Source organism: Nocardia sp. NPDC049737 (assembly GCF_040674755.1).
In the GTDB taxonomy this organism is placed as follows: domain Bacteria; phylum Actinomycetota; class Actinomycetes; order Mycobacteriales; family Mycobacteriaceae; genus Nocardia.
Genome location: NZ_JBFANH010000005.1, coordinates 328,543 through 349,038, shown reverse-complemented (window position 1 = coordinate 349,038; position 20,496 = coordinate 328,543). Strand labels below are relative to the sequence as shown.

At 65.5% G+C, this 20,496-nt stretch carries 25 protein-coding genes; 10 read left to right on the top strand and 15 right to left on the bottom strand.

Features of this window, described 5'->3' with window-relative positions; genetic code table 11:
- Positions 1–7: 7 nt before the first annotated feature.
- The 9 genes from AB0J47_RS10190 to AB0J47_RS10150 all read right to left on the bottom strand — a co-directional run bounded on the left by AB0J47_RS10190 (position 8) and on the right by AB0J47_RS10150 (position 6,526).
- The gene (locus tag AB0J47_RS10190; RefSeq protein WP_364342962.1) at positions 8–316 is read right to left on the bottom strand and encodes a hypothetical protein; all 309 of its coding nucleotides are present in this window, start codon (positions 314–316) and stop codon (positions 8–10) included.
- Between the two features lie 23 nt (positions 317–339).
- Positions 340–1,074 carry an acyl-CoA dehydrogenase family protein gene (locus tag AB0J47_RS10185; protein WP_364343114.1) on the bottom strand — a complete coding sequence of 245 codons (735 nt, stop codon included), beginning with the start codon at positions 1,072–1,074 and terminating at the stop codon, positions 340–342.
- A 66-nt stretch (positions 1,075–1,140) separates the two neighbouring features.
- Positions 1,141–2,229, bottom strand: a complete 1,089-nt coding sequence (locus AB0J47_RS10180; RefSeq protein WP_364343111.1) for an acyl-CoA dehydrogenase family protein — start codon at positions 2,227–2,229, stop codon at positions 1,141–1,143.
- Between the two features lie 2 nt (positions 2,230–2,231).
- Entirely contained in the window at positions 2,232–2,648 is a 417-nt protein-coding gene (locus tag AB0J47_RS10175) for a nuclear transport factor 2 family protein (RefSeq protein ID WP_364342959.1), read from the bottom strand.
- Entirely contained in the window at positions 2,635–3,852 is a 1,218-nt protein-coding gene (locus AB0J47_RS10170) for an amidohydrolase family protein (RefSeq protein ID WP_364342956.1), read from the bottom strand. Before AB0J47_RS10170 ends, AB0J47_RS10175 begins: the two co-directional genes overlap by 14 nt.
- Positions 3,853–3,854: 2 nt before the next feature.
- Positions 3,855–4,196 carry a hypothetical protein gene (locus tag AB0J47_RS10165; RefSeq protein ID WP_364342953.1) on the bottom strand — a complete coding sequence of 114 codons (342 nt, stop codon included), beginning with the start codon at positions 4,194–4,196 and terminating at the stop codon, positions 3,855–3,857.
- Complete coding sequence (locus tag AB0J47_RS10160; protein WP_364342950.1) at positions 4,180–5,448, bottom strand: aromatic ring-hydroxylating dioxygenase subunit alpha; 1,269 nt, start codon at positions 5,446–5,448, stop codon at positions 4,180–4,182. The genes AB0J47_RS10165 and AB0J47_RS10160 overlap by 17 nt, the downstream gene beginning before the upstream one ends.
- 5 nt (positions 5,449–5,453) lie before the next feature.
- Positions 5,454–5,984: a carboxymuconolactone decarboxylase family protein gene (locus AB0J47_RS10155; RefSeq protein WP_364342947.1), complete on the bottom strand. Its 531-nt coding sequence runs from the start codon at positions 5,982–5,984 to the stop codon at positions 5,454–5,456.
- A 71-nt stretch (positions 5,985–6,055) separates the two neighbouring features.
- Positions 6,056–6,526: a pyridoxamine 5'-phosphate oxidase family protein gene (locus tag AB0J47_RS10150; RefSeq protein WP_364342944.1), complete on the bottom strand. Its 471-nt coding sequence runs from the start codon at positions 6,524–6,526 to the stop codon at positions 6,056–6,058.
- A 105-nt stretch (positions 6,527–6,631) separates the two neighbouring features.
- Between AB0J47_RS10150 and AB0J47_RS10145 the strand changes: the two genes are divergently transcribed.
- From AB0J47_RS10145 to AB0J47_RS10105, 9 genes are all read left to right on the top strand, one after another.
- Positions 6,632–6,940: a hypothetical protein gene (locus AB0J47_RS10145; RefSeq protein ID WP_364342940.1), complete on the top strand. Its 309-nt coding sequence runs from the start codon at positions 6,632–6,634 to the stop codon at positions 6,938–6,940.
- Positions 6,941–6,980: 40 nt separating this feature from the next.
- On the top strand, positions 6,981–8,147 hold the full coding sequence (locus AB0J47_RS10140; RefSeq protein ID WP_364342937.1) for an acyl-CoA dehydrogenase family protein: 1,167 nt from the start codon (positions 6,981–6,983) through the stop codon (positions 8,145–8,147).
- Positions 8,148–8,167: 20 nt separating this feature from the next.
- The gene (locus AB0J47_RS10135; protein ID WP_364342934.1) at positions 8,168–8,935 is read left to right on the top strand and encodes an SDR family NAD(P)-dependent oxidoreductase; all 768 of its coding nucleotides are present in this window, start codon (positions 8,168–8,170) and stop codon (positions 8,933–8,935) included.
- Positions 8,935–10,173: a CaiB/BaiF CoA-transferase family protein gene (locus AB0J47_RS10130; RefSeq protein WP_364342931.1), complete on the top strand. Its 1,239-nt coding sequence runs from the start codon at positions 8,935–8,937 to the stop codon at positions 10,171–10,173. The genes AB0J47_RS10135 and AB0J47_RS10130 overlap by 1 nt, the downstream gene beginning before the upstream one ends.
- Entirely contained in the window at positions 10,167–11,000 is an 834-nt protein-coding gene (locus AB0J47_RS10125; RefSeq protein WP_364342928.1) for an enoyl-CoA hydratase-related protein, read from the top strand. The genes AB0J47_RS10130 and AB0J47_RS10125 overlap by 7 nt, the downstream gene beginning before the upstream one ends.
- A complete protein-coding gene (locus AB0J47_RS10120; protein WP_364342925.1) occupies positions 10,993–12,138 on the top strand; it encodes a thiolase family protein in 1,146 nt (381 codons plus the stop codon). Before AB0J47_RS10125 ends, AB0J47_RS10120 begins: the two co-directional genes overlap by 8 nt.
- 11 nt (positions 12,139–12,149) lie before the next feature.
- Positions 12,150–13,298: an acyl-CoA dehydrogenase family protein gene (locus AB0J47_RS10115; protein WP_364342922.1), complete on the top strand. Its 1,149-nt coding sequence runs from the start codon at positions 12,150–12,152 to the stop codon at positions 13,296–13,298.
- 93 nt (positions 13,299–13,391) lie between these two features.
- Positions 13,392–14,012 (top strand): TetR family transcriptional regulator, encoded by a 621-nt coding sequence (locus AB0J47_RS10110; RefSeq protein WP_364342919.1) that lies wholly within the window; start codon positions 13,392–13,394, stop codon positions 14,010–14,012.
- 77 nt (positions 14,013–14,089) lie between these two features.
- The gene (locus tag AB0J47_RS10105; protein ID WP_364342916.1) at positions 14,090–14,515 is read left to right on the top strand and encodes a hypothetical protein; all 426 of its coding nucleotides are present in this window, start codon (positions 14,090–14,092) and stop codon (positions 14,513–14,515) included.
- A gap of 47 nt (positions 14,516–14,562) precedes the next feature.
- Here AB0J47_RS10105 and AB0J47_RS10100 read toward each other — a convergent pair whose 3' ends face one another.
- The 5 genes from AB0J47_RS10100 to AB0J47_RS10080 form a co-directional block, all read right to left on the bottom strand.
- On the bottom strand, positions 14,563–14,700 hold the full coding sequence (locus AB0J47_RS10100; protein WP_364342913.1) for a hypothetical protein: 138 nt from the start codon (positions 14,698–14,700) through the stop codon (positions 14,563–14,565).
- 57 nt (positions 14,701–14,757) lie between these two features.
- Positions 14,758–15,771, bottom strand: a complete 1,014-nt coding sequence (locus AB0J47_RS10095; protein WP_364342906.1) for an NADPH:quinone oxidoreductase family protein — start codon at positions 15,769–15,771, stop codon at positions 14,758–14,760.
- 1 nt (position 15,772) lies between these two features.
- Positions 15,773–16,543 (bottom strand): enoyl-CoA hydratase-related protein, encoded by a 771-nt coding sequence (locus tag AB0J47_RS10090; RefSeq protein ID WP_364342903.1) that lies wholly within the window; start codon positions 16,541–16,543, stop codon positions 15,773–15,775.
- 229 nt (positions 16,544–16,772) lie between these two features.
- Positions 16,773–17,768 (bottom strand): phosphotransferase family protein, encoded by a 996-nt coding sequence (locus AB0J47_RS10085; protein WP_364343108.1) that lies wholly within the window; start codon positions 17,766–17,768, stop codon positions 16,773–16,775.
- Positions 17,769–17,797: 29 nt separating this feature from the next.
- Complete coding sequence (locus AB0J47_RS10080) at positions 17,798–19,099, bottom strand: acyl-CoA dehydrogenase family protein (RefSeq protein ID WP_364342900.1); 1,302 nt, start codon at positions 19,097–19,099, stop codon at positions 17,798–17,800.
- A gap of 85 nt (positions 19,100–19,184) precedes the next feature.
- Here AB0J47_RS10080 and AB0J47_RS10075 point away from each other — a divergent pair, with 85 nt between their 5' ends.
- Entirely contained in the window at positions 19,185–19,631 is a 447-nt protein-coding gene (locus AB0J47_RS10075; protein ID WP_364342897.1) for a VOC family protein, read from the top strand.
- Between the two features lie 10 nt (positions 19,632–19,641).
- Here the strand turns inward: AB0J47_RS10075 and AB0J47_RS10070 are convergent, their stop codons facing one another.
- Entirely contained in the window at positions 19,642–20,496 is an 855-nt protein-coding gene (locus tag AB0J47_RS10070; RefSeq protein ID WP_364342894.1) for an ABC transporter permease, read from the bottom strand.

Sequence of the window (20,496 nt, the reverse complement as noted above, 5' to 3'; positions counted from 1 at the left end):
ATCGGCTCTAGCTGGACGTCACGCGCCCAGTGTGCTCGATAACGGTGATCACGGCTGTGACCTGGTCCAGTTCGCGCGGTATCGCACCTCCGAAATGAGGCAGACCCGGTGCGATCACCGCATCCGCGTTCATCTTGCGAGCCAGCGCGACGAGTTGCGCCATTGGATTGTCGGTCTTGGCGCTGAAGGCAACGGTTTTGGTGAGGTTGTAGCCGAGACGTCCGGCTAGGCTCCGGATCTGGGTTTCGTCCCACCCTTGCCGTATTCCGGATACATCGCTGCGGAGATAGCCGATCGCGGTTGGAGCGAATTTCATGGCAGGTGCCTCGGGGGATTGGTTTACAGATGAACCAGGCGCGGTGCCGCGCCGGTAGTGCGGATGCGGGTGCCCGCCTCACGGGTGAGTTCCCTTGTGCTGCCGAGCAATCCGTCCAGAATCAGGACACGGCGGATATGCCGCTGTAGGTCGTGTTCGGCGGTGAAGCCGATACCGCCGAGTGTCTGCTGACAGTGTCGAGCCGCGATCAATGCGGCGCGCCCGGCGGCGGCTTTGGCCAGCAGGGCGCCGAACTCGTCGTCGGCGGCCGTCAGTGTGGCCTCGGCGCCTTCGATGGCGACCAGCGTCTCGGCGAGGCGGTGGCGGATCGCTTGGAACGATGCGACGGGACGCCCGAATTGCTTGCGGTCCAGGGCATGTCGGCGGGCCAGCGCCAGCATGGCGCGGCTACAGCCGAGCAGCCACCAGGCCAGGGCGCGACGACCGGCAGCCACCCCGCCAGCGGCTCCGGTCCGTACCGAGTGCAGGGGGAGTTCCTCGTCCACCGTGGTGCCGGGACGATCGGTGCGTTCCCAGACCACCCACGACCCGCCCGCGAACGGCAGCGGGTGCGCGGTGCCGAGCGGCGTACCGGTGGCGTGGGCGATGACGTCGTTGAGCAGTGGCGCGTGCGCGCCGGTCTCGCCCAGCAGGCGGAACACCAAAGGTATTGCTACGTCCGGCATTGCGGTGAGTAGGTCGGGCCAACCGAGGTCGGTCAGCGCCTGATCGAGTTGCTGACCCGACGACGCCGTCATCGTCTTACGCAGCGTGTCGGTGAGCAGTTCGAGCTCGGCAGTATCGGTATCGATGCCGGTCACGGCTTACTCCTTGCCCAGGTCGAGCAGACGGCGCGCGATGATGTTGCGCTGGATCTCGGCCGTTCCGCCGTAGATGGTGGCCGCGCGTGAATAGAGGAATTCGGTGCGCAATTCGGGATCGGTGAGCTCCACCGAGCCGGGCAGCACGTCGCGAATGGTGTCGAACAGTTGCTGTTCGGCGCTGGCCAGCAGCACCTTGTCGATCGAGGTTTCCGGTCCGAGGTGCGCACCGGCCGCCAGTCGCTGCTGGGTAAGCCGGGAGCGGCAGCGCAACGTATGCAACGCCAGATAAGCGGCACCGAGGTCGGCATCGTCGGCCACCGTGGCCGCCGCCGCCAATCGGTCGAGCCGGGTGAAAAGATAAGCGCCGCGGTGCCAGAAGCAGGTGGAGCGCTCGTGCGGGAGCAGATCCATCGCGACCCGCCAGCCGTCGCCGGGCTGTCCGAGCATGCGGTCACCGGGCACCACGACATCGTCGAAGTACACCTCCGCGAATTCGTCGACACCGTGCATGGTGCGCAGCGGACGCACCGTGATGCCGGGGGAGTCCATGTCGAGGAAGAACGCGGTGATCCCGTCGTGCCCGGGGGCCGTGCGGGTCAGCAGGACGCAGCGCGCCGAATACTGGGCGAGGCTGGTCCACACCTTCTGGCCGTTGACCACCCAATCATCGCCACGCGCAACGGCTTTCGTCGTCAGCGAGGCGAGGTCGCTGCCCGAACCCGGCTCCGAGAAGCCCTGGCACCACTGTTCGCGGCCCGACAGCAGCAATGGCACCATTTCCGCGGCCAGGTCCGGGCGCGCGTATGAAATCATTGTGGGCGCAAGGACTTCGACCATCGAATAGAGTCCGGGCTCGGCCAGATCCCGGGTGGCGACCTCCTCACCGAGAATCGCGCGGAGCATTGCGGGCCCACCGAGACCGCCGACCGCGGCGGGCCAGCCGTAGCGCATCCAGTCCGCGTCGTAGAGGGCCCGGCGCACGCGGGCCAATTGCGCGACCTGACCGTCCAGCGAATGATCCGGACCGGGGGACAGATCGTGCTCGTCCAGCCAGGTCCGCACACCGGACCGGAATTCGGACACGTCCATGGTCATCCGCGGGTGTTCTCGAAGGCGTGTGGGATGCCCGAATCGTGCACGCCGCTGCGGCGAATGAAGGTCATTCGGCGCGTCTTCAGCCGCCATCCGTCCTCGGTCCGCACGATGCTGTCGGTGTAGTAGCCGATGCGCATATCGTGGTTGCTGTGGTCGATGAAGCACAGCGGCTGGGTGCCCGCGGCGGTGTCCCCGTCGATATCGAGAACCGGTGTGCCCGTGAGGAATAGCCCCTTCGGCGCGGCCGCGACCAGATCCGGGAACAGATCGAGGGTGTAGGTGTCACCGAATGCGCTGTAGGTGCCGTCGGGGGTGAATACCGCGAGCAGACCATCGATATCGCCCTTGGTGATCGTCACTGCATAGCGGGCCAGCAGCTGCTGGATCTCCAGCAGATCGTCATTTCTGGACATGTACCTTGCCGCCTTTCATGACGAACCGCACGTTCTGGGTGACGGTGATGTCGCGCAACGGATCTCCCGGCACGCCGATGATGTCGGCCAGCTGTCCCTCGGCCAGCCGCCCGCGGTCGGTGACATCGATCAATTCGGCCGCGCGCACCGTGGCCGCCCGCAGGACGTCGATCGGGCTCATACCGCGCTCGACCAGTGCCACCAATTCGTCGGCGTTGCGGCCGTGCGGGATCGCCGGCGCGTCCGTGCCGACGGCGATCTTCACTCCGGCCTCGTAGGCCGCCCGGACCGAGGTGCGGGCCTTCGGGAACATCTCGGCGGCCTTGGCTTGCAAGGCCGGATCCGCCTTGGACACATCCATCGCATCGGCGAGCCGGGTGGTCGGCACCAACCAGGTGCCCGCCGCCACCATCATCTTGATCGCCTCGTCGTCGATGAGGAAGCCGTGCTCGATGCAGTCGATTCCGGCGTCGACGGCATGTTTGACCGCCTCCGCCCCGTGCGTGTGGGCGGCGACCTTGAGCCCGCGCCGGTGCGCCTCATCGACGATCGCACGCAGCTCTTCGTCCGAATAGTGTTGTGCCCCAGGAGCTCCGGTGAGTGACATGACGCCACCGGAGACACAGATCTTGATCAGCTGCGCGCCGTGCTTGATCTGGTACCGCACCGCCTTGCGCACCTCGTCGACGCCGTTGGCGATGCCCTCCTCGAGGGTCAGCTTCAGCACGTCGGGCGCGAAGGCGGAGAACATGGTCGGATCCAGGTGGCCCCCGGTGGGCGTGATCGCATGTCCTGCCGGGACGACGCGCGGGCCCTCGATCCAGCCCGCGTCGATCGCCTTGCCGAGCGCGACATCCAGCAGGTAGCCGCCGGTCTTCACGAACAGTCCGAGGTTGCGCACGGTGGTGAAACCGGCCCGCAGCGTGCGGCGGGCATTGCCCACCGCACGCAGCATGCGCAGTGCGGGATCGTCTTTCACACTGGAGGCCAGGCCGGTCTCGCCGCGACCGCCCATGAGGAGGTTGACCTCCATATCCATCAGGCCGGGCAGCAGCACGACATCACCGAGATCGATGACCTCGTCGGTGTCGTCCCCGCCCGCGCCGAGGCCGACGATCCGATCGCCGTCGATGCGAACGATGCCGGGTCGGATCATCTCGCCGGTGTCGATATCGAGTAGACCGGCCGCCTTCAGTGTCAGCATGGTTAAACCACCGGCTCCTTGATGACGTCGAGGTAGGCGGCGCCGGAGTCGGGCACCCGCGGCTGCTTCCACACCTCGATCGGGAACGACACCATCACCAGCGACTGGAGCAGGTGGAATAGGTGCCGGGCATCATCGGGCAGCTCGGACAACTCGAACTTGTCGCAGTAGTCCAGCGCCGCCTGCAGGCGTGGGAAGACGGTGTCGTAGAGGTCCTGCATCTCCGCCATCGAGGAGGCCAGCCGCTTGGCGTAACGCTCGGGCTCGGTGGCCAGGATCCAGCCCGAAAACCGGTCCAGGTCGGCGAATTCGGCGGGCAGCGCCTTCTCAGTTGTTTCGGGCATCGCGGTACTCCTTGACGATCTTCTGGACGGTGAGGTGCAGGTGGCGCAGCAGCACCTCCTGGTCGTTGAGCGGGAATTCGGTGATCACACCGGTCTCGAGCATGGTCTGGGTCGCTTCGAGGGTGTTGGCGTCCTGCAGCGCGTATTCCTTGAATGTGACCGCCGCCAGTTCCTTGCCGAGCCGTTCCCGGGCGCTCTTCGACGGCACGAAGTACAGGTTCGCCTCGAAGATGTGCTTGTTCACCGCGGTCGGCCAGTAGTGGTAGGTCAGATACCAACCCGGCGCCCAGATCAGGATGCCGAAGTTGGGGAAGACCTCGAATTCGTCGACGCCCCAAGCCTTGTGGCCGGCGGGGTTGACACCTGACGGCAGCGGATCCAGGCCCTCGATATCGGGCCGTTCCCATGGACCGAACAGGCCGCTGCGCAGCTCCCGCTCGATCGGCTTGACCATATTGATGTCCTTCGGCGGGGCCATACCGCCCCACGAGGACACCATCGAGTGCGGGGTCCAGCATTCGTAGTGCAGTGCCTCGAAGCCGACATTGAGCAGCTTGTCGGCCTCGTCCTTGACCGCCTGCTTCATATGCAGCACCGGCGCGTGGTAGAACTCGGCGAAGGCATCGATGAACAGTTTCCAGTTGCTGCCGATCTCGGCCTTGTAGCTGTAGACCTCGGTCATCTCGTGGAAGGGGTAGCCCTCCAGGCCTTTTGCCCATGCGCCGAGATATCCCTGCAACGGCTGGGCGTTGTCGTCGAGGTTGACGAAGATGAAGCCTTCCCACACCTCGCAGCGCACGGCCTTGAGCCCGAACTTGCTCTTATCGAGGTCGAAGAACTCCTTCTCCTGCTGGACGAAGGTGGCCTCGCCCTCGAGGCTGTAGCGCCAGGCGTGATATTTGCAGGTGAACTGTCGGCAGCTCCCGGCGGTCTCCTCGCCGGGGTAGTCGTCCCAGACCAGTTTGTTGCCGCGGTGCCTGCAGATGTTGTAGTAGGCCCGCACCTGCTGATCGTGGTCCTTGACGATGACCAGCGAGGCGTTGACGCAGGCCAGCTCCCTGGTGAAATAGCTGCCGACACGGGGCAGCCGCTCGACGCGGCCGACATTGAGCCAGCTCTTTTTGAAGATGGCTTCCTGCTCGTCCTTGTAGAACTGGGGATCGGTCGAGTCGGTGAAGTCGACGACCTCGGTGCCGAGTTCGGGATAGTTTTCCGTCCAGCTGCCCGCCGTCGGTTTGGTGAAGTGTGGCAAGGGATTTACCTTTCAGGGTCGGGCTGTACGCCGAAGGTGTTGAGCGCGATGGCCAGCAGGATGTAGCCGCCGACCGTGAAAACCAGGTCCATGCGCTGCTTTTCATCGAGTCGTTCGGCAAGTGCCGCCCAGGTCTGGTCGGACAGTTCGGATTTGTCGTCGAGTTCGTCGACGGCGGTGAGGACGAGGCGGTCGAAGTCGTCGGCGGCCTCACCGCGGGTGACGGCCTCGATCTCGTCGAGGGTCAGTCCGGCCTCCTGGCCGAACTGCTGATGATGGGCCCACTCGTAGGCACAGCCGCGCCGGTGGGCGACCCGCAGGATCGTCAACTCGCGCACCCGGGGCGGCAGTGTGGACCGGAACAGCAAGTAGACGCTGAATCCGAGATAAGCCTCGGTCAGGTCTGGGTGCCGGGCCAGCGGCCCCATCGCTGGGCCCGCCCCTTCCGCATTGCGGATCGCGCGCGGCAGCAACGTCTTGAAGGCATCGCGGGTCCGGTCGTCCCATTGGTCCGCGGGCAACGGCGGCAGACGCACTCCTGTCCTCCTCTCATGAGAATCAGATTCTCCAAAACTGAAGACTAGATTTCCATGGACGTCTGCGATAGTCAACGTCGGCGTTGTAACCGAGCGAAATCCCAGCTGATGACGTGGTCCGGCGTCAGCCGCAGCCAGCCGTGTCGGCCGTCGTAGCGAAATGGCTGCCCGCCCATGTACTTGTCGGCGAACAGCCGCTCCGGTTCGGTGAGCTCTTCGACCGGTGCGCCGGTGCGCGGCGTTTCGCCGACCACTTCGGCGCGGCCGCGCAGTTCGACGCCGCGCAGCTGCAGGAAGTCGGTTCCGCCGTCGTCGACGATCGCGCTGATGCGTGGATCGCGGGTGATATCTGTCCACCGCTGGCTGCGCACCAGCGAATTGAGCCACAGTGCTGTGCCGTCCCAGGCGAACCACAGTGGGCTCGTATGCGGATGTCCGCCAGGGCCGATGGTGGCTACCCGGCAGATCGGCCGGCTCTGTAGGAAGGCGTCGCGTTCGGTGGCGGTCATCGCGATCGCCCGTGCTCGTCGCTGCTCAGTCATGCTCATTTCCGATCAGATGTTGATTCTCCTATAATGAGAATATAGTTTTCTGATAGCGAGAGCGTGATGGCTCAAGGGGTCAGCCCGAGTGGAAGGAGATTCACCATGACGGCGCCGATTCGTCCCGGTGACCAGTTCGCCAGCACCGTATGCGGCACGCGGGTGGTGGTGGTCCGGGCGCCCGTCGACGCTCGGCCGGAAATCGCGTGCGGTGGTGCGCCCATGGTGCCCGCGGCCTCGGTCACGCCCGCGAAATCGGCTGGGGCGGATGCGGTCACGCTGATCGGGAAACGCTATGTCGATGCCGCGGAAACCGTCGAGCTGCTGTGCACCAGCTCCGGCACCGGTCAACTGACCTGCGATGGAGCCGCGATGACCTTGAAGGCCGCCAAAGCGCTGCCCGCCTCCGACTGAAAGGGGTTGCCCCGTGCACGACGACACGAACCTCGGAGGCATGAATTTCGAACTCACCGAGGATCAGCAACTGATCCGCAGCACGGTCGCCGAACTGTGCCGCAAATTCGACGACCAGTACTGGATGGAAAAGGATCAGGCGCACCAATTCCCGACGGAGTTCTATAACGCCATCGCCGAGGGCGGCTGGCTCGGCATCACGATCCCGGAGGAATACGGCGGACACGGGTTGGGCATCACCGAGGCCACACTGCTGGCCGAGGAGGTGTCACGATCGGGCGGCGGTATGAATGCCGCGAGCTCGATCCACATGTCGATCTTCGGCATGCATCCGGTGATCGTGCACGGATCCGCGGAGTTGAAACAGCGGACGCTGCCGCGCATCGCAACCGGTGATCTACACGTCTGCTTCGGCGTCACCGAACCCGGTGCGGGCCTGGACACTACCCACATCACCACCTTCGCGCGTCGCGATGGCGACCACTATGTCGTCAACGGCCGCAAAGTATGGATCTCCAAGGCGATGGAGTCGGAGAAGATCCTGCTGCTGACCCGCACCCAGCGCTACGACGAGGTCACCAAGAAGACCGACGGCATGACGCTGTTCCTGACCGACATCGATCGCGCACACGTCGATATCCGGCCGATCGCGAAGATGGGCCGCAATGCCGTCACCTCCAACGAGGTATTCATCGACGGGCTGCATATCCCGGTCGAGGATCGCGTGGGGGAGGAGGGCAAGGGATTCAGCTATCTGCTCGACGGCCTGAATCCCGAGCGCATGCTGATCGCCGCCGAGGCACTCGGACTGGGCCGAGTCGCACTCGACCGGGCCACGAAATACGCCAAGGAGCGAGTGGTGTTCGGCAGGCCGATCGGCATGAACCAGGGCATTCAATTTCCGCTGGCCGATTCGCTGGCCCACCTGGATGCCGCGGAATTGGTGCTGCGCAAGGCAACCTGGCTCTACGACAACGGCAAATCGTGCGGACGTGAGGCGAATACCGCCAAATATCTGTGCGCCGACGCGGGATTCACCGCGGCCGACCGGGCGCTGCAGACCCACGGCGGCATGGGTTACGCCGAGGAATACAACGTGTCCCGCTATTTCCGGGAGTCCCGTGTTATGCGGATCGCCCCGATCAGCCAGGAAATGATTCTCAACTACCTGGGCTCCCACACGCTGGGCCTACCCAGAAGCTATTAGCAGAGGCAGGAACTTACCGAATGGCAGCCAGGAACGAACTTTTCGAGCTGACCGGGCGGGCCGCGATGGTCACCGGCGCGGCAGGCGGTATCGGCTCCGCGGTGGCACATGCCCTCGCGGCGCAGGGGGCCGCAGTGCTGGTCACCGACCGCGATGCGGATGCGGCCGCGGCCGTCGCCGAGAAGATCACCGGAAACGGTGGTAGCGCGGCGAGTTTCGCCCTCGACGTGTCCGATCGGGCGGCCGCCGACGCCGCGGCGGCCAAGGCGGCCGAATTGGCTGGCGGCACACTGCATATCGTGGTGAACAACGCCGGTGTCACCGATCCGCACATGTTCGCCGATACCAGCGTCGACTCGATGCGGCGACTGTTCGAGATCCACACGCTGGGCACCTTCAACTGCTCGCAGGCTGCCTTGCCGTATCTGCCGACCGACGGCACCGGGCGCATCATCAACGTCACCTCGTCGGCCGGGCTGGTCGGCACGCTGGGGCAGGTCAACTACTCCGCGGCCAAGGCGGCCATCATCGGCATCACCAAATCCCTGGCTCGCGAATTGGCGCGCAAGAACATCCTGGTGAACGCGCTCGCGCCGTTGGCTGCCACGCCGATGACCGAGACCATTCGCACCGGCGACAAGTTCGCGGCGCAGATGTTGAACCGAATTCCGTTGCGGCGCTGGGCCGATCCGGCGGAGGTGGCCGGTGCCTTCGTCTTCCTCGCCTCCGATGCCGCCTCGTTCGTCACCGGGCAGGTGCTGCCGGTGGACGGCGGCATGGTGATGTGATGCCGGGTACGGCGCAGGCGGGACCGTTGGCGGGGATTACCGTCGTCGCCCTGGAACAGGCGGTGTCGGCGCCGATGTGCACTCGCACACTCGCCGATTTCGGTGCCCGGGTGATCAAGATCGAAAATCCGGACGGCGGCGACTTCGCCCGGTATTACGACGATGTGGTCGAGGGGCAGGCGGCGCATTTCGTCTGGGTTAACCGCGGCAAGGAATCGGTGACGCTGGATCTGAAAAAGCCTGCGGGCGTGGCGATTCTGCATCGTTTGCTGGATCGTGCCGAGGTACTGGTATCGAATCTGGCGCCGGGTGCGACCGACCGGCTCGGTCTCGCACCGGCGGATCTGGCCGAGCGGCATCCGGATCTGATCGCGGTATCCATCGACGGTTTCGGCTCGGGTGGGCCGCTGTCGCACAAGCGCGCCTACGACCTGCTGGTGCAGGCCGAATCGGGGGTGTGCGCGGTCACCGGGTATCCGGATGCCCCGGCGAAACCGGGCCCGCCGATGGCCGATGTCATCACAGGACAGTATGCGGCGCTGTCGATTCTGGCATCGATGTGCGGACGGCAGCGTCGAGGATCCGATGCGGGCGCGACGATCGCGGTCAGCCTGTTCGACACCATGGCCGACGTGATGGGCTATCACCTCACCTACGCCAGGCACTCCGGAATCGATATGCAACCGCTGGGTATGAGCTCGGCGGCGGTCGCGCCCTATGGCGCCTACCGAACCGCGGACGGACAGACCGTGGTGATTGGCACCACCAACGATCGGGAGTGGCAGCGGCTGGCCCGCGACATCATCGACCGTCCCGACCTGGCCGACGACGAGGGCCTGCGCACCAATCCGGACCGCTGTAAGCGGCGCGACATCCTCGACGAGGCCATCGGATCCTGGTGCGCCCGACACGATCTCGCGCGGATTCAGGAACTCGCCGACGCCGCCGGGATCGGCAACTCCCGCTATAACCTGCCCAGCGAGGTTATCGCCCACCCGCAACTGTCGGCCCGCGATCGCTGGCGCAGCATCGACACCCCATCCGGCCCGATCCCGTCGCTGCTGCCACCGGCCATTGTCGACGGTTTCGATCCGCCCATGGGGGCGGTTCCCGGTCTCGGCGAGCACACCGACGCCGTGCTGTCCGAGATCGGCTGCGGCGGTGCGGAAATCGACGAACTTCGCGCGGCGGGTGCAATCGGTCCGGCATATCGCCAACCCGCGGAGCGGGCATGCTGAGGTCGCTGCTGACCGAGGATCGTGACGGCGTCCGAACCTTGACCCTGAACAGGCCACATCGCAAGAACGCGATCGATGCCGAACTGTGGCAGGCGCTGGCGGATGCGCTGCGGGCCGCCGCGGTCGATCGCTCCGTGCGAGCACTGGTGCTCACCGGGGCCGGTGGTGCTTTCTGTTCCGGCGCGGACATTTCGGTGCCCGATAACGGACATCCGGTCTATCGCATGCGGGCATTGACCGATGTGGCGTTGCTGCTGCACGAACTGCCGATGCCGACGGTCGCGAAGGTGAGCGGTATTGCTGTCGGCGCCGGATGGAATCTGGCGCTCGGCTGCGATCTGGTGGTGGCCACGCCCGAATCCCGTTTCTCGCAGATCTTCGCCCGCCGCGGACTTTCGCTGGATCTGGGCGGCTCATGGCTGCTTCCGAAACTGGTCGGGCTGCAACAGGCCAAGCGGTTGGCATTGCTGGGCGAAATGATCGACGCCGAACAGGCGCGGGAACTGAACCTGGTGACCTGGGTGGTTCCCGCGGACGAAATCGACGTCTACGTCACCGATCTCGCTGCGCGGCTGGCGGTGGGGCCGCCGGTGGCGCTGGCGCAGACCAAGGCGCTGCTCAATACGGGCGCCGATCACACCTTGCGCGAAGCGCTCGCGGGGGAGGCCGCCGCGCAGGGCCTCAATTTCGCGACCTCGGACGCCCTGGAGGCGTTCGCGGCCTTCGCCGAGAAACGGGAACCGCAGTTCGACGGTCGCTGGACCGTGCACAGACCACCGGTCCGCGGCGCGGACCGGTCCGAACAGGGGAGTACAGCAGATGCGTGAGGTAGTCATCGCCGCAGCGGTGCGGACCGCGATCGGCAAACGCAATGGCGGACTGTCGGGTACGCATCCCGCCGATCTGTCGGCGATCGTGCTCAATGCGCTGGCGGGCCGCTCGGGCATCGACCCGGCGGTCATCGACGACGTCATCTGGGGTTGTGTCTCCCAGGTCGGCGACCAGTCCAGCAATATCGGGCGCTATGCGGTGCTCGCCGCGGGCTGGCCGGAAACCATTCCGGGAACCACGGTGAACCGGGCCTGCGGATCCAGCCAGCAGGCCCTGGATTTCGCCGCGCAGGCGGTGGCCTCGGGGGCGCAGGAGGTCGTGGTCGCGGGTGGCGTCGAGGTGATGAGCCGGGTGCCGCTGGGTGCCGCGCGCGCCGACGGCATGCCTTATGGCCCGAAAGCTCTTGCCCGCTATGACGATTTCTCGTTCAACCAGGGCATCTCCGCCGAATTGATCGCGCAGAAATGGGGTTTCGACCGGACCCGGCTCGATGAGTTCTCGGTGCTGTCACACGAACGGGCCGCCGCCGCCCAGGATCGCGGCGCGTTCGAGGAGCAGATCGTCGCCGTCGCAACCGATTCCGGGACGGTGATCGCCGACGAGGGCATCCGACCCGGCAGCACGGTCGAGAAACTGGCCGGGCTGAAACCCGCCTTCCAGGCCGATGGCGTCATCCATGCCGGTAACTCGTCGCAGATCTCCGACGGCGCCGCGGCGCTGTTGGTGACGACTGCGGAAAAGGCGCGCGAGTTGGGGCTGACGCCACTGGTGCGGTATCGGGCCGGCGCGGTCACGGGTGCCGATCCGGTGCTCATGCTGACCGGTCCGATTCCGGCCACCGAGAAGGTATTGCGCAAGGCCGGTATCGGTTTGTCGGAGGTCGGCGTCTTCGAAGTGAACGAGGCATTCGCCCCGATCCCGCTGGCCTGGCTGGCCGAAACCGGGGCCGACCCGGACCTGCTCAATCCGCTGGGCGGCGCGATCGCCCTGGGCCACCCGCTCGGCGGCTCCGGCGCCGTACTCATGACCCGGATGATCCACCACATGCGCGACAACGGAATTCGCTACGGCCTGCAGACCATGTGCGAGGGCGGCGGCACCGCCAACGCCACCGTCGTCGAACTCGTGCACTGAAGGAGCCGACCGTGCGCCGAGACATTTTCACCCCAGACCACGAGGCATTCCGGCAGCTGGCCCGCGAATTCATCGATAAGGAGGTGGTGCCGCACTACCCGGATTGGGAGCGGGCCGGGCAGATGCCGCGCGAAATCTTCGAGCGGATGGGCGAACTCGGCTTACTCGGCACCGCGATCCCCGAGGAATACGGGGGTGGCGGCGTGCGGGACTACCGCTTCAATGCCGTGCTGCAGGAGGAGGCCTACCGCGCCCTCGTCACGCTCAGTACCGTCCGCACCCAGATCGACGTGATCCTGCCCTACTTCTTGGAATACGCCGATGCCGAACAACGCGACCGCTGGTTTCCGGGTCTGGCCAGCGGCAAGCTGCTGACCGCGATCGCCATGACCGAGCCGGGCACCGGCTCGGATCTGGCCGGTGTGCGTACCACCGCGGTTCGCGACGGCGAGGAGTACATACTCAACGGCGCCAAGACATTCATCACCGGTGGCCTACTCGCGGATCTGGTGATCGTGGTGGCCCGCACCTCGTCGGATCCGGACAACCGGCGCGCGGGCCTGAGCCTGATCGTGGTGGAAAGCGGCCGAACCGGATTCACCAAGGGCCGGGTCCTGGACAAGCTGGGCTGCAAGGTACAGGACACGGTGGAGTTGGCATTCGACAATGTGCGGGTCCCGGTGGCGAACCGGCTCGGCGCCGAGGGACAGGCGTTCTCCTATCTCGGCCACAATCTCGCGCAGGAGCGGATCACGGTCGCCGTGGGCTCGGTGGCACAGGCCAGGGCCGCGATCACCGCGACCATCGAATATGTGCAGCAGCGCAAGGTTTTCGGCCAGCCGGTGGCGGCGTACCAGAACACGAAATTCGAGCTGGCCGCGCTGTCGACGGAGGTGGAGGCGGCCCAGACGATGGTCGATCGGGCGGTGCTGGAATTGGTCGCGGGACAGCTCTCGGGTGCCGATGCCGCGCGGGTCAAGCTGTTCTGCACCGAGGTACAGGCGCGGGTGGTCGACCGCTGCTTACAACTGTTCGGCGGCTACGGCTATATGACGGAATATCCCATCGCCCGGCTCTATGCCGATGCGCGTGTCGCCCGCATCTATGCCGGTACCAGTGAGGTGATGAAAATGATCATAGCCAAATCTCTGGGGCTGTGAGCCAGCGCAAAAATCGGGCCACCTGAGACCCTTGTCACAGTGTCGGAACCAACCTACTGTGTCTTCAGTAGGTTGATCGAACGAAGGAGTTCGGTGTCCGATCCCGAAACCGGTAGCCCGCGGCCATATGAGACGTTGCTAGCCAAGGGTGAGCACCGCAAGCTGCAGATTCTCGCCGTCGCACAGCGACTGCTCACGCGCAACGGCTGGCGTAATACGACGCTGGCGCAGATCGCGCGGGAGGCCGGAGTCAGTACGGCCGGGGTGCTCCATCACTTCGAGTCCAAGGAGCAGCTGCTGCATGCGGTACTCGAAGCTCGCGACACCGACGACGAACTCCATTCCGACCGCCGACGCGATCTGATCGAGCAGCTCGAAAACGTCGTCGACCGGTTCCGGCGCTCGCCGGATCTGGTCGGCATGTTCACCGTGCTGCTCGTGGAGAACCTCGACCCGGATGCGCCGCTGCACGATCGCCTGCTCGGTCGGTACCGAGCCGCCGTCGCCACCATTGCCGGCGGCATCCGACGCGGCCAACGCGCAGGCCGCTACCGCACCGATCTGGACCCTGCCATCAAGGCTGTGGAGATAGTCGCATTTCTCAACGGGATGGAAACCTCATGGCTGCTCGACCCCTCGATACCACTGAACCGGGTCTTTACGGAGTACGTCCGCTCGCTCGAGCGCGAGCTCATGCCCGCAAGCACCCTCTGAGATATCGGCTGGCGGTCATCGCCCCCGATGTCGCCGACGTGGTGCGGTATTCCGGCGGTTGGCTATTCGATCGGGCGATGGCCGGATGGGAGGTGACGGTCTGTGTCGGCGCCGCCGCCGATATCCGACCGCTGCGGATCCTCGGGGCAACCGTGCTGGATCTGGAGAGCTCGCTGGCATCGCTATCGGATGTGAGCGTATGGCCGAACGGAATCGCAGTCGCCGCAAAGGTTTTCGAGACCGATCCGCGGGTCCACCAGGGCGTGCTGAAGAATATCGAGGAGCGGTCGCTGGAGGTGACCGTCTGGGGTGCGGACTGTCCGGGCGAACTCGATTGCCGCACCGAGGGCGTGCAGCACCGACTGAGCGTGGCCGCGCAAGCGTTCAAGGCACGGGCGCTGGCGGCCTTGGCGCATCCGGTCGACGCACTCGAGGCTGTGGAAATGTTCCGCTGCAGTGAAACCCCGGATCACTTGTCTGCGGATCTGCTTCCGGTGGGGTGAGCTATGGCCGAGCGCCCGGTGCACTCGTACCGGGCGCTCGTGACGGCTTACGCCGAGACATCGAGCGGGACCTGGTTCGAGCGCGCCATGGGGGCGACTCCATCGACGAGTTCATCGCATAGGCGCGCCTCACCCACGGGTACGGTGGCTTCGGCGCAGATATTGCCCCACGATGATCCGGTCATGAGCGACGTGCGCCGCAACACCATCTCCGCTGCGTCTCGATCACGTCGTCGACCCGGTTATAGTGGTTCGAGTTGGTGGTCAACAGGTTTGGCTGCCTCGGATGATGCCTTCGGATCGAGCAGGATTTTGCCAATGGCCTGCCCGTCGGCGACCCGCCGTAGTGCGGTGGCGGCCTCGGTGAGCGGATACACCGCGCTGATGTGCGGGAGGACGCGGCCGGTGGTCAACAGTTCTCGCAGTTCGTCCTCGTTGCGGCGGAATTCGGCCGGGTCCAGGTCTTGGAATTGGAAGCCGAGTATGTGAATTCCCTTGACCAGCACCAGATTCAGTGGGATCCGTGGAATCTCGCCGGAGGCGAAGCCGACGGTGACGAATCGACCGCCGCGGCGTAGCGACCGCAGCGCGGGCTCGGACAGTCGACCACCGACCGGGTCGACGACGGCATGGGCGCCGTCGGGCAATGCCTCTTTCAGCGCCGCGCGCAGGTCTGCGCTGGTGTGGTCGATGAGCTGGCTGGCACCGTGAGTGGCTGCGGCGCTGAGCTTTTCGGCGCAGGAGGCGACCGCAGTCACCTCGGCACCCAAACGGACCCCGAGCTGTACGGCCGCAAGCCCAACTCCGCCACCTGCCCCGAGTACGAGCAGCCGGTCCCCGGGCTGAACCCGGGCTACCGAACGCAGTGTGTGATACGCCGTCCGGTACGCGACGCCGAACGCCGCCGCACAATGGTCGTCGACTCCGTCGGGGATGCGGCCGAGTCCAGCGGCGGGCACGGTTACCTCTTCTGCGAACGCCCCGACGATTCCGGTGCCGGTGACCCGGTCACCGATGGCGAATTCGGTGACGTCGTCGGCGGTTTCGGTGATGGTGCCGGCGAATTCACTGCCGGGCACGAACGGTGTCGGCACCTTGATCTGATATTCGCCCGCGACCACAAGGACATCCGGAAAGTTGACCGCGGCAGCGCCGACCCGCACTCGAACCTGTCCCGATTCGAGTGCGGGCGACGGACGGTCTTCGATGCGCACGACCTCCGGCGGCCCGTAGGCCGGGCAGATCACCGCGCGCATATCACCGGCCTCGCCAGTTCGGCGTGCGCTTCTCGGCGAACGCGCGTGCGCCTTCCTGGGCGTCGTCGCTGCCGAATACCGATGCCTGCCACTTGCCGAGCCGTTCGGTGGCTGCGGCGGCATCCGAAACCGCAAGGCGAGCCAGCTCTTTCGAAGCGGCCAGCCCGAGCGGTGCGTTGGCGGCGATGCGCTCGGCCATGGCCAGTGCGGTCGAGAACACCGCATCCGGTTCGGCTACCGCGTTCACCAGCCCGATCCGTTCGGCGCGTTCGGCGTCGATGAGATCGCCGGTCAGCAGCAACTCCAGTGCGATGCCGAGGGGGATCCGGGTGCCGATGAAGGTACCGCCGCCACCCGCGAACAGTCCGCGCTTGACCTCGGGGAAGCCGAATTTCGCCGCCGCGGAGGCCACGATCACATCGCAGCCCATCAGTAGTTCCAATCCGCCACCGACGGCGCTGCCATTGGCCGCGCCGATCACCGGCACGCTCACCTGTCCCTTGGTCAGCCGCCCGTAGGCCTCGGCTTCCGCACCGCTGCCGAAATCTTCGCCACTGGCGAAGGCGCGCAGGTCCATTCCGGAACAGAAAGCGCGATCACCGGTGCCGGTGAGCACGACGGCCCGCACCAGCGGATCGGCTTCGGCCGCAATGATCGCCGCACCGATTCCGCGCATCATGGTGGCGGTCAAAGCATTTCGCGCATCTGGACGATTGAGCCGAACGACCATGACCGGGCCGCGCCGGTCCAGCAAGAACTCCGCGTCGCTCATGGCTGCGCCTCCCTGGCGCTCGGCTCCGAAATGACCAACAGGTCGCCTGCGTTAATCGACAGTGCCGCGCCCGGATACCTTGCTGCGCCGCCCTCTCCGGTTGCTCGTCGAGCGTAGTGATACTGCGGTCGAATGCGGCGTGGACGATCACTACTCGGGTGCGTTCGACGGCACCCTCCGAACCGAGGCTCGATACCGCAGAAGCTATCTCGACGCGGTACTAGCTCGCTCATGACCTGTACTCCGTACTCTCGGCCAATTCGGCTGCGGCGCGCATAGTGTCGAGCACAATCGGGCCGAACGCCGACAGCTTGATATCCCCCTTGGCGCGTTGGAAACCGCGCTCGAGCACGATCGCCAGCTTCCACTTGGCCAGGATCAGGTAGTAGTCGATATCGTCGACCTGACGCCCGGACACCTCCGCGTAGTGCGCGAGCATCCGCTCACGCGAGGGCATGTACTGCATATTGGCGTAGCCCTTGGTAGCCACGGCCGGGTCGCTGGTGTCCTCCGGCCACCCCTGCAGCATCCAGCCGAGATCGAGCTTCGGGTCGCCGACCGTACCCATCTCCCAGTCCACCAGCGCGGCCAGCCGCGCCGGGCCGCCGTGCTGGAACATCACATTGGCGAACTGGTAGTCACCGTGCATCAGGCCCGGGATGTAGTCCAGCGGGCGGTGGGTGCGCAGCCACTCGGTGGCCACATCCATGCCGTCGAGCGTGCGCGCGCCGTCGATCTTGTCGTAGAAGTTCAGCCACCGCGACACCTGCCGCTCGTGGTAGCCGTCCGGACGGCCCAGATCCTGCAGACCTTTCGCCTGCCAATCCACCTTGGACAGCAATGCGATTCCCTCGGCCAGCTGGTAGCCGAGTCCGGCCCGCGCCTGTAGGTCGGAGTCGAACGGCTCCGGCCAGATGCCGCGATGGTCCATCGGCGACCAGCCATCGACGAAGCCCATCAGGTAGAAGGTGCGTCCGAGCACCGAGGAGTCGGTGCAGACTCCGACGGCGGCGGTATGCGGGACATCGGTGCCGTCGAGGGCCTCGATGATCCGCCACTCGCGCAAGATGCCCGCGTCCCGGTCTGCGGGCGCCTCGGCGGGTGGGATACGCAGGACACTCAGGTGTTCGCCGCGACGGATCTGATAGATCTCGTTCTGGGTGCCGCCGGACAGAAAGCGAGTTTCGAGAGGTTCGCCCTTACCAGGCAGACCGTGGCCGTCCATCCAATCGGCGAGCCGGGTGGTATCGATGCTCACTGGTTCCCTACTTCATGCTCGAGATATTCGGCGAACTTCGCCCGGGCGGCTTCCTGCTTTCCGGGAATCCATTCGGTGGGCCACATGCCGTCGGTGGGCTGGTAGTCGCGCAGCACTTGCTTGGCGACGGTGGTCTTGTGCACCTCGGTCGGCCCGTCGGCCAGTCCCATGACACCCGCTCCGTGGATCATCCGGAAGAACGGCATCTCATTGGTGGTGCCCAATGCGCCGTGCACTTGCATTGCGCGCCAGGCGATATCGTGCAGCACCGTCGGCATGACGATCTTGGCCGTGGCAATGTCCTTACGGACCTTCTTGTAGTCGTTGTACTTGTCGATCTTCCAGGCGGTATGTAGTACGAACAGCCGGAACTGGGCCAGCTGGGCATAGGAATCGGCGATATAGCCCTGGACGAACTGCTTATCGGCCAACCGGCTGCCCGCAGTGGTACGCGACAGTGCCCGCTCGCACATCATGTCGATGGCCTTCTGCGCGAGTCCGATGGTGCGCATCGCGTGGTGGATGCGGCCGCCGCCGAGACGGGTCTGCGCGATGACGAAGGCCTGGCCCTCGCCGCCGAGCAGGGATTCGGGGGGCACGCGCACGTTTTCGTAATGGATGAGTGCGTGGCTGCCACCATTCATCGGCTCGCCGTAGAGGCCGACATTGCGCACGATCTCGATACCTGGGGTATCGGTAGGTACCAGGAACATCGACATCCCCTGGTACGGGCTCACCTCCGTATTCGTCACGGCCATGACGATCAGGAAGGCGGCGGTTCTCGCATTGGAGGAGAAGAACTTCCAGCCGTTGATGATCCAGTCGTCACCGTCGCGCACCGCCCGGGTCTCGAACCGGGTCGGATCGGCACCGGCCTGCGGTTCGGTCATCGAATAGCTGGAGAACAGCTCACCATCGAGCAGCGGCTGCAGGTAGCGCTGCTTCTGATCGGATGTTCCGTAGTGGGCGATGATCTCGGCATTGCCGGTATCGGGCGCCTGGCAGCCGAAAACTATCGGCGCCCACGAGGAACGGCCCAGAATCTCGTTGAGCAGCGCGAGTTTCAGCTGGCCGTAGCCTTGGCCGCCCAACTCCGGTCCCAGATGCGTGGCCCACAGGCCCTGTCGCCGCACCTCCTCCTTGAGCGGCTGGATCGCCTTGCGCCGCGCGCCGTCCAGCGGCACGAATTGCTCGTGCTCCCAGACGAGGTCGAGCGGTTCGACCTCCGCGCGCACGAACTCATCGGCCCAGTCCAACTTCTTCTGGTACTCCGGATCGGTCTCGAAATCCCACGCCATTGCATCTCCTCTCGTTCGGTGAGAATATCCTTCTCGTGATCAAGAACGCAATTCTTTGTGCGGGAGCGGAACCGGAGGTTCGATTGTGAAGGCCGAGGATCAGTTCCATATCGGGATCGTGGCGACGGACTTCGAAGCCACCGTGGCGACGCTGTCCGCGGTGCTCGCCAGCGAGTGGGGGCCCGAGATCGGCGGGCCGGTGGCGGTGCACCTGCCCGACGGCGAACAAGCCGTCGTGGAGTTGAAATGTCGGTACTCGACGACCGTGCCGCGGTTGGAAGTCGTCCGCAGCGTGGCGGGCACGCTGTGGGAACCGGTGGGGGAGGCCGGGATTCATCACATCGGCTACTGGTCCGACGATGTGGCCGCCGACACCGCCGAACTCGTGCGCCACGGATACGTCACCGAGGCCACCCGGCCCGCCGACGCCGGGCGGCTGTTCTTCGCATTTCTACGCGGCGCCAATGGTTTCCGGGTGGAACTGGTCGATCGGGCGGCGGAACCGGACCTGGCCCGGTGCTGGGCGCCGTAACGACGGGCGATCACCCGCTGATTCGGGCCCCCGAGTCGAACCCCCACAGTGCCAGTGTCATCAGCAGGTTAACGCAGATCATGACGGTTATGCTGGCCCGCATCGCGCGACCGGCGGCGATACCGACGCCCACCGGACCGCCCGCGGAGTAGTAGCCGAAGAAGCACTGGATGGTCGTGGTGATCACGACGAAGACGACGGCCTTCGTCAGCGAGTACACGACATCGGTCGCACTGAGCACCATGCGGAAGTAGTGGTCGTAGGTGCCGGGTGATTGGCTGCCCGCGATGCCGATGGCGAACTCGACCGCGACGAAATTCATTGCCAGACAGACGAGATAGAGCGGGACTATGGCGGCCACCGAGGCCATGAGCCGCGTCGTCACCAGGTAGGGGATGGACCGGATGGCGAGTGTTTCCATCGCGTCGATCTCCTCGGCAATGCGCATGGCACCGAGTTGGGCGGTGAATCTGCAGCCGGCCTGTGACGCGAAGGCGATGGACGCCATGATCGGCGCCAGTTCACGGGTCGACGCGGTCGCGGAGACCAGACCTGTCGCCGGGCCGATGCCGAGCAATTTCAATGCGCTGTAGCCCTCGATCCCCACCAGTGCGCCGCCGCTCGCGCCGAGCACGACAATGATGCCCGCCGTACCGCCGCCGACGATGAGAGACCCGTTGCCCCAGGTGATGTCCGAGATCAGGCGCAGTAGTTCCCTGCGGTAATGGCGCAGGACGATCGGAATGGAGGCGAGCGCGCGCAGGAAGAATATGGCCATATGCCCGAGGCGCATGGCGCCGTGCAGCGGTGCGTCCGCAACGCGGAGCACCTGCCCGATGTGCAGCGGATAGTACGGTGCGGCCAT

Coding starts and splice junctions, on each gene's coding strand:
- AB0J47_RS10190 (WP_364342962.1), bottom strand. CDS start 316: ATGAAATTCGCTCCAACCGCGATCGGCTATCTCCGCAGCGATGTATCC.
- AB0J47_RS10185 (WP_364343114.1), bottom strand. CDS start 1,074: ATGACGGCGTCGTCGGGTCAGCAACTCGATCAGGCGCTGACCGACCTC.
- AB0J47_RS10180 (WP_364343111.1), bottom strand. CDS start 2,229: ATGGACGTGTCCGAATTCCGGTCCGGTGTGCGGACCTGGCTGGACGAG.
- AB0J47_RS10175 (WP_364342959.1), bottom strand. CDS start 2,648: ATGTCCAGAAATGACGATCTGCTGGAGATCCAGCAGCTGCTGGCCCGC.
- AB0J47_RS10170 (WP_364342956.1), bottom strand. CDS start 3,852: ATGCTGACACTGAAGGCGGCCGGTCTACTCGATATCGACACCGGCGAG.
- AB0J47_RS10165 (WP_364342953.1), bottom strand. CDS start 4,196: ATGCCCGAAACAACTGAGAAGGCGCTGCCCGCCGAATTCGCCGACCTG.
- AB0J47_RS10150 (WP_364342944.1), bottom strand. CDS start 6,526: ATGACTGAGCAGCGACGAGCACGGGCGATCGCGATGACCGCCACCGAA.
- AB0J47_RS10145 (WP_364342940.1), top strand. CDS start 6,632: ATGACGGCGCCGATTCGTCCCGGTGACCAGTTCGCCAGCACCGTATGC.
- AB0J47_RS10140 (WP_364342937.1), top strand. CDS start 6,981: ATGAATTTCGAACTCACCGAGGATCAGCAACTGATCCGCAGCACGGTC.
- AB0J47_RS10135 (WP_364342934.1), top strand. CDS start 8,168: ATGGCAGCCAGGAACGAACTTTTCGAGCTGACCGGGCGGGCCGCGATG.
- AB0J47_RS10130 (WP_364342931.1), top strand. CDS start 8,935: ATGCCGGGTACGGCGCAGGCGGGACCGTTGGCGGGGATTACCGTCGTC.
- AB0J47_RS10125 (WP_364342928.1), top strand. CDS start 10,167: ATGCTGAGGTCGCTGCTGACCGAGGATCGTGACGGCGTCCGAACCTTG.
- AB0J47_RS10120 (WP_364342925.1), top strand. CDS start 10,993: ATGCGTGAGGTAGTCATCGCCGCAGCGGTGCGGACCGCGATCGGCAAA.
- AB0J47_RS10105 (WP_364342916.1), top strand. CDS start 14,090: ATGGCCGGATGGGAGGTGACGGTCTGTGTCGGCGCCGCCGCCGATATC.
- AB0J47_RS10100 (WP_364342913.1), bottom strand. CDS start 14,700: ATGACCGGATCATCGTGGGGCAATATCTGCGCCGAAGCCACCGTACCC.
- AB0J47_RS10095 (WP_364342906.1), bottom strand. CDS start 15,771: ATGCGCGCGGTGATCTGCCCGGCCTACGGGCCGCCGGAGGTCGTGCGC.
- AB0J47_RS10090 (WP_364342903.1), bottom strand. CDS start 16,543: ATGAGCGACGCGGAGTTCTTGCTGGACCGGCGCGGCCCGGTCATGGTC.
- AB0J47_RS10085 (WP_364343108.1), bottom strand. CDS start 17,768: ATGGACGGCCACGGTCTGCCTGGTAAGGGCGAACCTCTCGAAACTCGC.
- AB0J47_RS10080 (WP_364342900.1), bottom strand. CDS start 19,099: ATGGCGTGGGATTTCGAGACCGATCCGGAGTACCAGAAGAAGTTGGAC.
- AB0J47_RS10070 (WP_364342894.1), bottom strand. CDS start 20,496: ATGGCCGCACCGTACTATCCGCTGCACATCGGGCAGGTGCTCCGCGTT.